The sequence below is a fragment of the Cryobacterium sp. TMN-39-2 genome (assembly GCF_004402745.1).
GTDB classification, from domain to species: Bacteria; Actinomycetota; Actinomycetes; order Actinomycetales; family Microbacteriaceae; genus Cryobacterium; species Cryobacterium zongtaii.
The window spans coordinates 1-13517 of record NZ_SOFX01000029.1; the positions used below are offsets into that span (position 1 = coordinate 1).

Below are 13517 nucleotides of genomic sequence, written 5' to 3' on the forward strand. Positions count from 1 at the left end.
CCGGTGGCGCACGCCCCGGCTTCACCCGCCCCGGCGCACCTGCCGGTGCCCCCGGCTTCGGCCCGCCCCGCCCCGCCGGTGGCGGCGGCGCCGGTGGTCGTGGCCGTGGTCCCGGCGGTGGAACCGCTGGTGCGTTCGGTCGCGGTGGCGGCAAGAACAAGGCGCGCAAGTCGAAGCGGACGAAGAGGGCCGAGTTCGAGCTGCGCGAGGCTCCGTCGCTGGGTGGCGTCAGCGTCCCCCGTGGCGACGGCGGAACCGTGGTGCGTCTGCGCCGCGGTGCCTCGATCACCGACTTCGCCGACAAGATCGACGCGAGCCCGGGCAACCTGGTCACCGTGCTGTTCCACCTCGGTGAGATGGCAACGGCAACGGAGTCGCTCGACGAGGCCACATTCGACGTTCTGGGCAGCGAGCTGGGTTACAAGATCCAGATGGTCTCGCCCGACGACGAGGACCGCGAGCTGCTGCTCGCCTTCGACATCGACATCGACCAGGAGCTGGCCGACGAGACCGACGAAGAGCTCGAAGTTCGTCCTCCCGTCGTCACCGTCATGGGTCACGTCGACCACGGTAAGACCGCGCTGCTTGACGCCATCCGTAACGCCAAGGTCGCTGCCGGTGAAGCCGGTGGCATCACCCAGCACATCGGTGCCTACCAGGTCGTCACCGAGCACGAGGGCAAAGAACGCGCCATCACCTTCATTGACACCCCCGGTCACGAGGCGTTCACCGCCATGCGTGCTCGTGGTGCGCAGGTCACCGACATCGCGATCCTCGTGGTCGCCGCCGATGACGGCATCATGCCGCAGACGATTGAGGCACTCAACCACGCACAGGCCGCCAACGTGCCGATCGTGGTCGCGGTGAACAAGATCGACAAGGCCGGTGCGAACCCGCAGAAGGTGCGCCAGCAGCTCACCGAATTCGGTCTCGTCGCCGAAGAGTACGGCGGAGACGTCATGTTCGTCGACGTGTCAGCTAGGAACAAGGTCGGCATCCAGGAAATCCTCGACGCCGTCCTGCTCACCGCAGACGCCGGATTGGACATGCGCGCCAACCCGAACAAGGATGCCCGCGGTGTGGCCATTGAGGCCAAGCTCGACAAGGGCCGCGGTGCAGTCGCCACGGTGCTCATCCAGTCCGGAACGCTGCACGTCGGCGACTCGATCGTTGCCGGTACCGCTTACGGCCGCGTTCGTGCGATGGCCGACGAAAACGGCAACGCCGTTCTCGCCGCCACGCCGTCCCGTGCCGTTCAGGTGCAGGGCCTCTCGAGCGTTCCCCGCGCCGGTGACACCTTCCTTGTTATCGAGGAAGACCGCACCGCGCGTCAGATCGCCGAGAAGCGCGAAGCCGCCGAGCGCAACGCCCTGCTGGCCAAGGCCCGCAAGCGCATCAGCCTCGAGGACTTCACCCGTGCACTCGAAGAGGGCAAGGTGGAATCGCTCAACCTCATCATCAAGGGTGACGTTTCCGGTGCCGTTGAGGCCCTGGAAGAGTCGCTGCTCAAGATCGAGGTCGACGACTCCGTTCAGCTGCGCATCATCCACCGTGGTGTCGGTGCGGTCACGGAGAGCGACGTCAACCTCGCCACCGTCGACAACGCCATCATCATCGGCTTCAACGTTCGCCCCGACACGAAGGCGCGCGAACGTGCGGCTCGTGAAGGCGTGGACGTGCGCTTCTACTCCGTCATCTACAACGCACTCGAGGACATCGAGTCTTCCCTCACCGGAATGCTCAAGCCCGAGTTCGAAGAAGTGCAGAGTGGTATCGCCGAGATCCGCGAGGTCTTCAGCTCGTCCAAGTTCGGAAACGTCGCCGGTGTCATCGTGCGCTCGGGAACGATCACACGAAACGCCAAGGCGCGGGTCATCCGCGACGGCATCGTGGTGGGCGACAACCTGGCCATCGAGTCGCTGCGTCGCTTCAAGGATGACGTCACCGAGGTTCGTACGGACTTCGAGGCCGGTATCGGTCTTGGTAAGTTCAACGACATCCAGATCGGCGATGAGATCGAGACGATCGAATTGAAGGAAAAGCCGCGTAGCTAAAAGCTAGGTGGCAAGGGGTCTCCGCTCGATCCCCCCTAAAAAGGGAAGAGCGGGGACCCCTACCCCGATTCCCTTATTAGGGGGGATCGAGCTCCGCCCCGGTCCCCGAAAAGCCATCCGTCAATACGATGGCGGGGGGAGGGCTTAAGAGCGTTAAGTAGTACCCCGAAATTTTTAGGTTTATAGGAGTTCGACATGGTAGATCCGGCACGCGCTAGGAAGATGGCGGACCGCATCAAGGTCATCGTGGCCAAGCGGCTCGAACGCGGCATCCGCGACCCGAGGCTCGGCTTTGTGACCATCACCGACGTCAAGGTCACCGGCGACCTTCAGCACGCCTCGGTGTTCTATACCGTCTACGGCTCCGAAGACGAGCGCAGGGACAGCGCCGCGGCCCTCAAGGCTGCCACCGGCATGTTCCGCAGCGAAGTGGGCAAGAACATCACCGCCCGCTTGACGCCGTCGATCGAGTTCATCGCCGACGCCATCCCGGAGAACGCCGCCCTCATCGACGACCTCCTCCGTGAGGCCCGCGAACGCGACACCCAGGTGGGCGAGATGGCCCGCTCGGCCGTGTACGCCGGCGACGAAGACCCCTACGTCAAGCCGCGCGAATACGTCGAAGACGACGAGGATGACGACGACTCCGACGAGGACGAGGCGGAGACGCCTCCGGCACACAGCGGCCGTCACGCCGCACCCACGGAGCCCGACGCTCTGTAACCTGCTGCGCACCATCCCTCGAAGCCTCCGGCCGCCCCACGGGCGCCGGAGGTTGCGTGCGTGTGACATATAACGGAACACCCGGCCTCTTTTTGAGAAATCCCCGGTGACCGCGCCCATTTACTTCTAGGCTCGACGCATTCGTCCCATCCAGAAGGAGTTGTCATGGTCGCATCCCAGCAAACCGCCGCACGTGTCGCGGGCGTTCCCCTGTCCCAGCCGTATTACGGCGCCCCGATCGCGGTAGCGGTGAGGCGCTTCTTCAGCAAGTACGCCACCTTCTCGGGCCGGGCCAGCCTCAGCGAGTACTGGTGGTGGGCGCTGGTGAACTACGCCGTGCTCTTTGTGCTCGGTATCCTCGCGCTCGTGGCCGGCGGCACCCCGCAGGTGTCCGTGGACGGCACGGTGGCTCCGCCCGCCGGGGGAGCAATCGTGGTGGTGCTCATCATCACCGCGTATTCGCTGGCCACGATCATTCCGGGGCTGGCGCTCACGGCCCGGCGGCTGCACGACGGCAACTTCTCGGCGTGGTTCATCCTCATCGCCCTGATTCCCGGCATCGGCGGACTGATCCTCTTCATCCTCACCCTGCTGCCGTCGAAGCCGGAAGGCGCACGGTTCGACCAGGGTTCGCCTCAGTACAGCTGAGCACACGAACCCCAGCACAATATGAAGACCCCGTGGCCGGTGCCACGGGGTCTTCTTGGTGGATCGGCCGGCCGGGGTCAGGCCTCGGTGGCTGCGACGGTCCAGCTGGCGGAGTGGGAGGTGCCGGGGGCCAGCAGCACCAGGTCTTCGCCGGTGGAGAAGGCATTCGGCGGGCAGGTCATCGGCTCGACGGCCAGGCCGATCCGGCTGCGCTCCGGTGCCGGGCGGTCAGCGGTGTGCACCTGCAGCCAGGGCAGCTCGGCGCCGAAGCTCATGCGCACGCCGGTGCCGGCCGGGCTGGTCACGGTGACGCTCGCGGATGCTTCCGCACCGCGCGCGATCGCGGTGAAGGCGTGGTCGATGAAGGTGTCACCGATGGCCCGGGGAGTGCGGAAGTCGAACTCCGGGGTGGTCTCGACCGGGACGGTGGCCACGGGGCTGAGCCGGTCTGGGGTCACCGTGAGGTAGCTGGCCGCCGGAAACTCGAGGGTCCAGTCATCGACGGTGCCCGGCCCGGCCACGAGGTAGGGGTGCGGCCCGGTGCCGTACGGAGCGGTGGCGGTGCCGCGGTTCTCGGCGGTCACCGTGGTGGTGAGGCCGTCGTCGGCCAGGCTGTACGTGGCCAGGAGGGCGATGCGGTGCGGGTACCCGTCGCTCGGCACGATGGTGGTGCCGAGGGTCACGGAGTCGGCGGAGCGGGCCTGCAGGCTCCAGTCGGCCCAGCAGACCAGGCCGTGCAGGGCGTGCGAGCGGCTGGGTTCGGTGAGCGGAAGCTGGTAGTCGAGGCCGTCGAAGGTATAACTGCCGTCGACCACGCGGTTGGGCCATGGCGCGAGCACGGCGCCCCGGTAGCCCGGACGCACCTCGTCGGCGTCGAACGGAACGACGAGGTGACGACCGTGCCAGGTGAGCAGGCGCAGGCTCGCACCGACGCTGGCGATGGTGGCCGAGTAGCCGTCGTGGTTGATCGTGTACTGCAGCCCGGAGAGCGGCGGCACGGACGCATCCGTGGGAGTGGTGGTGGTGGTGACGGCGTCAGTCATGGGACAGAACTCGTTTCAGGTAGGCGTTCTCGAAGCGTCCGTCGGGATCGACCCTGTGCACGTGCGCCGCGAAATCATCGAGGCGCGGATAGGCGCGGCGGAGACCCGCCGGGGACATCGTGGCGACCTTGCCCCAGTGCGGGCGCGGCGCGAATGGTTCCAGGGTGTGCTCGATGAGGGGCAGCACCGTGCGGATCTCGGCCGGGAGCGGTTTCCAGGTGAAGTGGATGGCGAGCGAGTCGCGGGCGTAGCTCGGGCTGAGCCAGGCAGTGTCTGCGGCCACACTGCGCAGCTCGGAGATGTGCAGCAGCGGTGCGATCCGGTCACCGATCGCGCGCAGGGCGGTGATCGCGGCAACGGCGTGCTCGGCCGGAATGAGGTATTCGGACTGGATCTCTTCACCGTGGCTGGGCTGGAACTCGCTCCGGAAGTGCGCGAGGCGCTCGTTCCACGGTCCGGGCTCGCGCAACTGCCCCGTCACGCTCTCGGCGGTGACGCCGGGCAGCGGGTGCAACGCCACCATGGCCTCGGTGGCGCCGAGAGCGGCGAGGTCCAGCTCGGGGCCGTCCACATCCAGCCGGCGCTTGGACCAGACCTGGTGTGTGTTCTCACCCCGGAAGGTGGTGAACACGCTGACGCTGTAGCCGCTGGCCATGATGGCGGCCCAGTTCGCCAGGGCCGCGGTCCAGGACAGTCGCTCGTGCACGTACTGGGAGATCTGGAAGTGCGGCTGCACCCTCAGGGTCACCGCGGTGACGATGCCGACGGCACCCAGGCCCACCACGGAGGCGGCGAAGTCCTGGTCGTGTTCCCGCACGATTTCGACCTGCCCTGAGGCGCGCAGGATCTCCAGCGCCACGACCGAGGACGCCAACGACCCGTTGCGCACGCCGGAGCCGTGGGTGCCGGTCTGGATGGCGCCGGCGACCGAGATGTGCGGCAGGGACGCGAGGTTCGGCAGGGCCAGGTCGTGTTCGGCGAGGTATGCGCCCACCTGGGCGTAAGTGCTTCCCGCGCCCACCCGCACGCTCACCGCTGCGCCGTCGTCACCGAACTGGAGCGACGGTTCGATGTCCAGCCGGTCGAGGGCGATCAGGGTGCCGACGCTGTCGGCGATCGTGGAGAAGGAATGCCGGGAGCCCAGGGCCTTGATCTGCCCGGCCCCGGCGTCGACCGCCGCGACGATTCGGGAGACCTCTTCGGTCGTCGTCGGGTGCCTGATGTCGTCCGTTGAATACTCGACGTTGCCGGCCCAGTTCTTCATTGAAACCATTTCTGTTGGAGAGAGCGTGGGGGTTTTCACCCCTGCGAAAGAGCGTACCGCCCGGGTTCGACGAGTACGGCGAGACCGTCGGCGAGGAGCCCGGCCAGGGCCCTGTCGCGCTGCACGGCATCCGGCCACACGGTGTCGATCTCAGTGGCGGTCACCGGATGGTGCGTGGCCCGCAGTTCGGCCATGATCAGTCCGCGCACCTGCCGGTCGCTGCCCTCGAACTTCTTCTGCACGGCCTTCTTCGGTCCCGCGTAGGCCGGGTAGCCGGCCGCACGCCAGCCGCAGGCATCCCGGATCGGGCAGTTCTCGCACCGCGGGCTGCGGCTGGTGCACACGATGGCGCCCAGCTCCATGATGGCCGCGTTGAAGACCGCCGCCGCGACGGGCTCGGCGGGCAACAACGCCGACATCGACTCGAGGTCCTTGCTGCGGCTGGGCGGTGCGGGTTCGGCCTGCCCGGCCACAGCCCTGGCGATCACCCGGCGGGTATTGGTGTCGACCACCGGATGCCGGTGGCCATAGGCGAAGACCGCCACCGCCCTGGCCGTGTAATCACCGATTCCGGTGAGGGCCAGCAGGTCGTCCACGTCCTCCGGCACGATGCCGCCGTGCCGTTCCACGATCTGCACGGCAGCGGCGTGCAGCCACAGTGCTCGGCGCGGGTAGCCCAGGCTCGCCCAGGCCCGAACGGCCTCGCCGGGCGGTACGGAGGCCAGGTCGGCGGGTGTCGGCCAGCGTTCGAGCCATTCCTCAAGACGCGGGATGACCCGGCTCACCGGGGTCTGTTGCAGCATGAACTCGCTTACCAGGGTGCCCCAGGCGCTGAAACCGTCGCGCCGCCAGGGCAGGTCGCGGGCGTTGTCGTTGAACCAGGCACTGATGCTGTGGCTGAGGGCGGGGCCGGCGGGCGCTGCGCCGACAATGGCACCGTCGACGGGGGCAGCGCTGTGGACTGTGACGTTCATCGGTTCTAACCTAGGCTCGATTCATGAAGCTCGTTTCCACTCCCCGCGTCGAGTACCTGCGTACCCTCTCGTCCGAGATCCTCAATCTGAACGGCCGGGGCCGGGTGATCGTGGCGGTGGACGGCGCCGACGCGGCCGCCCGCACGGCGTTCGCCGACGATCTGGCCGCGGTGCTCGACGAAGCCGACAAGCCCACCTACCGGGCGTCGCTGCGCTATTTCCAGCGATCCAGGGAAGACGTCGGCCGGTTCGGCGCCGACTCCCCGGAGCGCTTCTTCCGGCACGGTTTCGACTATTCCGCGCTGCGCCGGGTCTTGCTCGAACCGTTCCGGCTCGGCGGCAGCACCGGCTTCGTCACCCAGGTCTTCGACCCCGACCGCGACAGCTGGATCGAACCGACCTGGACCACGGCTCCGGCGGACGCGTTCCTGGTCATCGACGGCGAGTTCATCAACCGCAGTGAGCTGAGGGACGCCTGGAACTACCGCATCCTGCTGGAGAGCGAGGCGACCTCGGAGGCGGACTACCTCTACCAGAAGGAGGAACACCCCCGGCAGGTGGCGTCGGCCGTGATCGACCTCAGTGAACGGCACCGCCCCCAGCGGGTGTTCAGCGACTCCTGCTGAACCGTGCCAGCACGTCGGCGGGGCTGAGGAACGTCCCGCGTTCCTCCACCTCGTGCACCAGGGCGGTCAGCCGGCCGTTCACCGGGGCCGGAACGCCGGCGGCAGCGGCCTCACGCACCACTACGCCGTTGAGGTGGTCCACCTCGGTGCGTTGGCCGCGGGTGATGCTTTGCAGGGTGGAGCCCAGATTGGGCACCCTGCCCATGCGGGCACGCATCCGCAGCGGCACCACCTGGCCCGCCCACGCCGGCAGCAGCGAGAAGATCCGCAACCGGCGGTCGCCGAGCGCCTGCATGGCACCGAACCGGATGCCGCGGCGTTTGCCCACCCGCACGGCCTCGCGCATGCTCAGCGTCAGCACCCGGCGCAGGCCCCGGTGGGCGACGACGGCCTGCACGCTCAGCCCGGTGATCGCGGGCAGCGCGTTGAGCATGTTCACGACAAGTTTGGTCCACTGGGCGCCGACGAAATTGTCGATGGCCTGGCAGGGCGCCGCCTCGGCGAGCACGGCCTGCCAGCGCCGGGTGGCCGCGTCGGCCGGCCCCGTGCCTCGGCCGAGATAGGTGGGCGCGACGGTGGTGACCGTGACCAGGCCGGGTTCGGTGTAGTTGGCCGCGATGATCGAGAGGGCGCCGAAGCAGTCAGAGCGGGGGAGCAGCCGCCGGGCGGTCTCGACCCCGTCGAGGCCGTTCTGCACCACGATCACCGCGGCGCCGTCGAGCACGGCGGCGTTGTCGGCGATCGCGGCCTCGGCATCCTGCGCCTTGGTGCAGACCAGGGCGAGATCGGGCGTCTCGACCAGCCGTTCGAGGGCGGCGGGATGCGCCGTTCCCGGGCCGAACCCGCCCACGAGCCGGATGCCGCGCTCGCGGATCACGGCCAGCCCGGCGCCGCGCGCGGTGACGGTCACCTCGTGGCCGGCCGCGCTGAGCAGAGTGGCGAAGGTTCCGCCCAGGGCGCCAGCGCCGATCACAGCAATTCGCATGACCTCAGCCTAGAAGCCCCGGCCGGGCCACCTTGACTACCCGCGAACGAGGAGGGCGTCCGAGCGAACCGGTGCGGGCTGCGGTGCCTGATCGACCCGACGACCTGACGGCAGCGCCAGCGCGATCACCGCCGCGACGGCGAGCACCCCGGCGCCGACCAACACGGCGGGCACCGCGGCATCCACGTACCCGGTGGGGGTCAGCGTGCCGCCGTTGCCGGTGAACACGGCGGTGAGCACCGCGACGCCCAGCGCCACACCGATCTCGCGGAAGGTGGAGTTGGTGCCGGACGCCTTGGCATGGTCGTCGGGAACCATATTGGCCAGCACGGCGGTGGAGCTCGGCGCGAAGACCAGTCCCATTCCGAGCCCGGCCAGGATGAACGCGCCGACCAGCTCGCCGTATTCGACGTCGGCCGACATCTGGAGGGCGAGCCAGACCATCGCGATCGCGAGCAGGGCCAGCCCCAGCACGATCGGCAGCCGCGTTCCGGTTCTCGGGCTGAGCATCCCGGTCAACGGGGCCACGATCATGGGAGCCAGCGTCCACGGCATCGTCATCACACCGGCTTCGAGCGGACTGTGGCCCTGCACGATCTGCAGGAACTGGATGAGGATGAAGATCGACCCGAAGATGCCGAAGCTGAAGGTGATCCCGACCAGGTTCGCGACCGTGAAGCTGCGGTCCCGAAACAACCGCAACGGCAGCAGGGGTGCGGATGCCCGACCCTCCCACCAGACGAAGGCCAGCAGGAGCGCTCCGCCGCCGATGAGCGCCGCGAGCACCTCGGTGCTGCTCCAGCCGGCTTCGTTGCCCCGCACGATTCCGTAGACGATTCCGAAGACCCCGCCGCCGGCCAGCACCAGGCCCACCACATCGGCGCGCAGCCGGGCGCCGAAGCTATTGGGCAACGCCACCAGCACCAGGGGGACCGACAGCAGGCCGAGCGGAACGTTCAGCCAGAAAATGGCTTCCCAGTTCCACCCTTCCACCACGGCGCCACCGATGAGCGGGCCGAGGGCCACACCGAGGCCGGCGATGCCGCCCCAGATGCCGATGGCCGCTGGCCGGAAGCGGTCGGCGACCGACCCGACGAGCAGGGTGAGGGAGAGTGGCATGAGCGCGGCGGCGCCCACGCCCTGTAGCGCACGGGCGGAGATCAGCATCCACGGTTCGACGCTCATGGCACAGAGCGCCGATGCGGCGGTGAACACCGCGATGCCGGCCAGGAACACGGTCCGGCGCCCGAAGCGGTCGCCGATTGCAACGGCCATCAACATGAACGTGGCAAAGCTGAGGGAGTAAGCGTTCACCACCCACTGGAGTTCTTCGATTGTCGCCGAGAGGTCGGTGTTGATCACCGGCAGGGCGCTGGTGACCACGAGGTTGTCGAGGGTGGCCATGAACATGGGCAGTGACGCGGCGACGACGGCAAGCCAGACGGGAACCCGGCCGAGGCGCTTGCCGGGCGGGGTGAGGGTGGCGGTCATGGGAGGTCCCTTCGGGAACGGAGCCAGCGAATGTTGTAATTGAATGATTACAAAACAGGAGACTAGTAATCGACTGATAACCTGTCAAGTGTGAACGAGACATCCGGCACCGCAGCCGCCCAGCCCACCGAGCGCATTCCCGCCGCGGAACGACGCGAGCAGATCCTGGCCGCGGCCAGCGTGGTCTTCGGTGAGCGCGGCTATTCCGGTGCGACAACCGACCAGGTGGCCAAGGTGGCCGGCATCAGCCAGCCCTACGTGGTGCGCATGTTCGGCACCAAGGAGAACCTGTTCCTCGAGGTGCTGGCCAGGGCGCTCGAGCGCCTGGTCGCCGGCTTCAGGCAGATCATCGCCGAACCACGCGAGCACGGCGAGGACGAGATGGAGCTGCTGGCCGCACGGCTCGGCGGCGCCTACGTGGACCTCATTGAAGATCGCGGCATACTGCTCTCGCTCATGCAGGCCTTCATCAGCGGGCACAACCCGGTCGTCGGCGCCAAGGCCAGGGCCGGGTTCCTCGAGATCTACCGGATGCTGCGCGACGAGGCCGGCTTCCCGCCGGACGCCATCCGCGGGTTCCTGGCCGACGGGATGCTGTTCAACACGCTCCTGGCCATCCGGCTGCCCGACATCTTCGACGAGGACCCCGACGCCGAGGAACTCATGCGGTGCACGTTCCGTGGCAAGCTCGACCTGGTGCTCGGCGCCACAGCCGCCGAAGCCGCAGCAGATGCCTGACCCCAGCTAAGAAGGATTTCCAGTGAACGCCCCACGCCGCAAGCCCGGCGGCACGACCAGTGGCCTCGTGCTGATCGACAAGCCCCAGGGCTGGACCAGCCACGACGCCGTCGCGCGCACCCGCCGCCTGGCGAACACCCGCAAGGTCGGCCACGCCGGCACCCTGGACCCGATGGCGACGGGCCTGCTGATCCTCGGCATCAACAGCTCCACCCGGCTGCTCACCTACGTGGTCGGCCTCGATAAGGAATACCTGGCCACCATCCGGCTGGGCGCCGCGACGACCACCGACGACGCCGAGGGGGAGGAGCTCACCCGCGCGCCCGCCGAGGTCGTCGACGCCGTGACCGCTGAGGCAATCGCCGCGGGCATCCAGGGCCTGACCGGGGATATCAGTCAGCGACCCAGCGCTGTGAGCGCCATCAAGGTGGACGGCAAACGCGCCTACGCCAGGGTGCGTGCCGGCGAGGACGTCGAACTGCCCTCCCGTCCCGTCACCGTGAGCGAGTTCGAACTGCTCTCCAGCACCCCGGTCGACGGGTTCCGCGACCTCGAGGTGCGCGTCGTGTGCTCCTCAGGCACCTACATCCGGGCGCTGGCCCGCGACCTCGGCGCGGGCCTCGGCGTCGGCGGCCACCTCACCAGCCTCCGCCGTACCCGCATCGGCCCGTTCGGCATCGACGCCGCCGACCCGCTCGACCGGCTCGATGTGGCCCGCGCCCTGATCGGCCCGGCGGATGCCGCGAGCCGGCTGTTCGGCCGGCTCGATCTGAGCGAGCAGCAGGCCATCGACCTCGGCCACGGCAAGCGCATCGACGCGCCCGTCGGCACCGGAGACGCCGGACCGATCGCCGCCATCAGCCCGAACGGCAGCCTCATCGGCCTCGTCGAGTACCGCGCCGGCCAGGCCAAGTCGATCGTCAATTTCCCGCCAGACGAACCCGCCGACGGCCCCGCCGTCAGCCCCGCCGTCACGGAGGACGCCTCGTGATCGAGTGGTTCACCTACCTGCAGCTGGCGATCGCCACCGCTGCCGGCCTGCTCTGCCTGGGCCTGGGGCTGGCCGGCCGCAAGCCCACCGACGTCAGCATGGGGGCGACCCTGCTCGTCGAGGTGCTCCTGATCGTGCAGCTCGTGGTGGCCCTGGTTGCGCCGCTCACCGGCAACCAGGCCACCGGCAGCCTGCTGGAGTTCTACACCTACCTGGTCAGCGCCATCCTGCTGCCGATCGCTGGGGGAGTGTGGGCGCTCATCGAACGCAGCCGGTGGAGCACGGTGATCCTCGGGGTGGTCTGCCTGTCGGTGGCTGTCATGCTCTACCGGATGCTGCAGATCTGGACAGTGCAGGGCGTCTGAGCCGTGCGGCACGACCGGCACCGTTCGGCCCGGAGATGCTGCGATAATTACTGAGCGATGAATGATCTCAAGACCGACTCCGGAGACAACGCCACCGGTACGACGACTCCCGGCCGGGTGACCGGCATCGGGCGGGTGCTGATCATGGTCTACGGCATCCTCGCCCTCGCCGCGACCGGCCGGTCCTTTGTACAGATCGTCGGGAAGTTCGACGAGGCCCCGCTGGCGTACACCCTCTCGGCCCTCGCCGCGGTGGTCTACATCGTCGCGACCATCGCCCTGATCAAGCGCGGACGCGCCTGGTATCGGATCGCCTGGGTCACCATCGGCTTCGAACTGCTCGGTGTTCTCGTGATCGGCACCCTCAGCCTGGTCGACCCGCAACTGTTCCCGCACGACACAGTCTGGTCGGTGTACGGCCGCGGCTACCTGTTCATCCCGTTGGTGCTGCCGATCCTGGGCATGTGGTGGCTGGCCCGCCACGCGCCGGAGCGCACCGACCGGAACGGCGTCCCGGCATGACCGGCGCCCAGGCTACGCCCACAAACGTTCCCTCAAACGTGCCCACCACCGCGGGCATGAAGGTGTTCCCCGGTCGCGGCGCCGTCCCGGCCGACTGGCCGGCCTCCGCGGTGAGCATCGGAAAGTTCGACGGTGTGCACGCCGGCCACCGCGCCGTGATCGCAGAGCTCAAGACCCTCGCCGACCGGGAAGGCCTGGCCGCCGTCGTCGTCACCTTCGACAGGCACCCGCTCTCCCTGCTGAACCCCGACAAGTGTCCCGCCGAGCTGGTCAGCGTGCAGCAGAAGCTCGACCTGCTCGGTGGCACCGGCCTCGACGCCACCGTGGTGCTCGCGTTCGACAGGGCGCTTTCGTCACTGCCGCCGGAGGACTTCGTTCGTGACATCCTCGTGAATACCCTGCACGCCCGCCACGTGATGGTGGGCCGGGACTTCAGGTTCGGCGCGCGCGGTGCCGGCGACGCCGACCTGCTCACCGAGCTCGGTGGCCGGTACGGTTTCGACGTGCGCCTGATCGACGACGTCACGCCGCAGGGGGAGCGCCGGGTCTCGTCGACGTGGATCCGCGAGCTGCTCTCCGACGGTGACGTGCGGGCGGCAACCCGGTTGCTCGGGCACACCCCCACGATGCGTGGAATGGTTGTGCACGGTGCGGCCAGGGGTCGCGAACTCGGCTATCCCACCGCGAACCTCGCGCCGGAGGCGGAGGGGCTGGTCCCCGCGGACGGCGTGTACGCCGGCTGGCTCACCGACAACGGGGTGCGCTATCCCGCCGCCATCTCCATCGGCAACAACCCCACCTTCGACGGCGTGCCGCAGAAGCAGGTCGAGGCGTACGTGCTCGACCAGGAGATCGACCTGTACGACCATGTCGTCGAGGTCGCTTTTGTCGAGCACATCCGCGGCATGGTCGCGTTCACCGGCATCGAGCCGCTGATCAGGCAGATCGAGGATGACGTCGTGAAGACCCGCGCGATCCTGCGGCTCCCGGCCGACTAGCTGTACTGCCCAGGCAGGTTAGTTAACCGCGTGATCGGTGGCTTGCCTCCGATGGCGGTGTGGTGCCTGTGGTGATTGTATTCGTGGAGCCATGC

The 13517-nt window shown here is 68.3% G+C and carries 14 protein-coding genes; 9 read left to right on the plus strand and 5 right to left on the minus strand.

Annotation, left to right across the window (positions count from 1 at the left end; translation table 11 throughout):
• From infB to E3O57_RS10920, 3 genes are all read left to right on the plus strand, one after another.
• On the plus strand, positions 1–2054 hold a 2054-nt coding region (gene infB, locus E3O57_RS10910), incomplete at its 5' end, for a translation initiation factor IF-2 (protein ID WP_134456592.1).
• Positions 2055–2249: 195 nt separating this feature from the next.
• Positions 2250–2777, plus strand: a complete 528-nt coding sequence (rbfA, locus tag E3O57_RS10915; protein ID WP_088455503.1) for a 30S ribosome-binding factor RbfA — start codon at positions 2250–2252, stop codon at positions 2775–2777.
• Positions 2778–2942: 165 nt separating this feature from the next.
• Positions 2943–3425 carry a DUF805 domain-containing protein gene (locus E3O57_RS10920; protein WP_088455504.1) on the plus strand — a complete coding sequence of 161 codons (483 nt, stop codon included), beginning with the start codon at positions 2943–2945 and terminating at the stop codon, positions 3423–3425.
• A 77-nt stretch (positions 3426–3502) separates the two neighbouring features.
• Here E3O57_RS10920 and E3O57_RS10925 read toward each other — a convergent pair whose 3' ends face one another.
• The 3 genes from E3O57_RS10925 to E3O57_RS10935 are packed head-to-tail and all read right to left on the minus strand — an operon-like array spanning position 3503 to position 6706.
• Positions 3503–4468 carry an aldose 1-epimerase family protein gene (locus tag E3O57_RS10925; RefSeq protein ID WP_103478505.1) on the minus strand — a complete coding sequence of 322 codons (966 nt, stop codon included), beginning with the start codon at positions 4466–4468 and terminating at the stop codon, positions 3503–3505.
• Positions 4461–5732: a D-arabinono-1,4-lactone oxidase gene (locus E3O57_RS10930; protein ID WP_103478504.1), complete on the minus strand. Its 1272-nt coding sequence runs from the start codon at positions 5730–5732 to the stop codon at positions 4461–4463. The genes E3O57_RS10925 and E3O57_RS10930 overlap by 8 nt, the downstream gene beginning before the upstream one ends.
• A gap of 35 nt (positions 5733–5767) precedes the next feature.
• On the minus strand, positions 5768–6706 hold the full coding sequence (locus E3O57_RS10935) for an A/G-specific adenine glycosylase (protein ID WP_103478503.1): 939 nt from the start codon (positions 6704–6706) through the stop codon (positions 5768–5770).
• A gap of 23 nt (positions 6707–6729) precedes the next feature.
• Between E3O57_RS10935 and E3O57_RS10940 the strand changes: the two genes are divergently transcribed.
• Positions 6730–7332, plus strand: coding sequence for a hypothetical protein (locus tag E3O57_RS10940; RefSeq protein WP_103478502.1), 603 nt, complete (start codon positions 6730–6732; stop codon positions 7330–7332).
• Here the strand turns inward: E3O57_RS10940 and E3O57_RS10945 are convergent.
• Together E3O57_RS10945 and E3O57_RS10950 are read right to left on the minus strand one after the other, a co-directional pair.
• On the minus strand, positions 7316–8317 hold the full coding sequence (locus E3O57_RS10945) for a ketopantoate reductase family protein (protein ID WP_103478501.1): 1002 nt from the start codon (positions 8315–8317) through the stop codon (positions 7316–7318). The genes E3O57_RS10940 and E3O57_RS10945 overlap by 17 nt on opposite strands.
• A gap of 36 nt (positions 8318–8353) precedes the next feature.
• The gene (locus E3O57_RS10950) at positions 8354–9808 is read right to left on the minus strand and encodes an MFS transporter (RefSeq protein WP_103478500.1); all 1455 of its coding nucleotides are present in this window, start codon (positions 9806–9808) and stop codon (positions 8354–8356) included.
• A 90-nt stretch (positions 9809–9898) separates the two neighbouring features.
• Between E3O57_RS10950 and E3O57_RS10955 the strand changes: the two genes are divergently transcribed.
• The 5 genes from E3O57_RS10955 to E3O57_RS10975 are packed head-to-tail and all read left to right on the plus strand — an operon-like array spanning position 9899 to position 13422.
• Positions 9899–10546 carry a TetR/AcrR family transcriptional regulator gene (locus E3O57_RS10955; RefSeq protein WP_088455511.1) on the plus strand — a complete coding sequence of 216 codons (648 nt, stop codon included), beginning with the start codon at positions 9899–9901 and terminating at the stop codon, positions 10544–10546.
• A gap of 22 nt (positions 10547–10568) precedes the next feature.
• A complete protein-coding gene (gene truB, locus E3O57_RS10960) occupies positions 10569–11537 on the plus strand; it encodes a tRNA pseudouridine(55) synthase TruB (RefSeq protein ID WP_103478499.1) in 969 nt (322 codons plus the stop codon).
• Positions 11534–11902: a hypothetical protein gene (locus E3O57_RS10965; protein WP_088455513.1), complete on the plus strand. Its 369-nt coding sequence runs from the start codon at positions 11534–11536 to the stop codon at positions 11900–11902. The genes truB and E3O57_RS10965 overlap by 4 nt, the downstream gene beginning before the upstream one ends.
• Before the next feature lie 57 nt (positions 11903–11959).
• Positions 11960–12424: a hypothetical protein gene (locus E3O57_RS10970; protein WP_103478498.1), complete on the plus strand. Its 465-nt coding sequence runs from the start codon at positions 11960–11962 to the stop codon at positions 12422–12424.
• A 56-nt stretch (positions 12425–12480) separates the two neighbouring features.
• Entirely contained in the window at positions 12481–13422 is a 942-nt protein-coding gene (locus E3O57_RS10975; protein WP_103478507.1) for a bifunctional riboflavin kinase/FAD synthetase, read from the plus strand.
• Positions 13423–13517 lie beyond the last annotated feature (95 nt).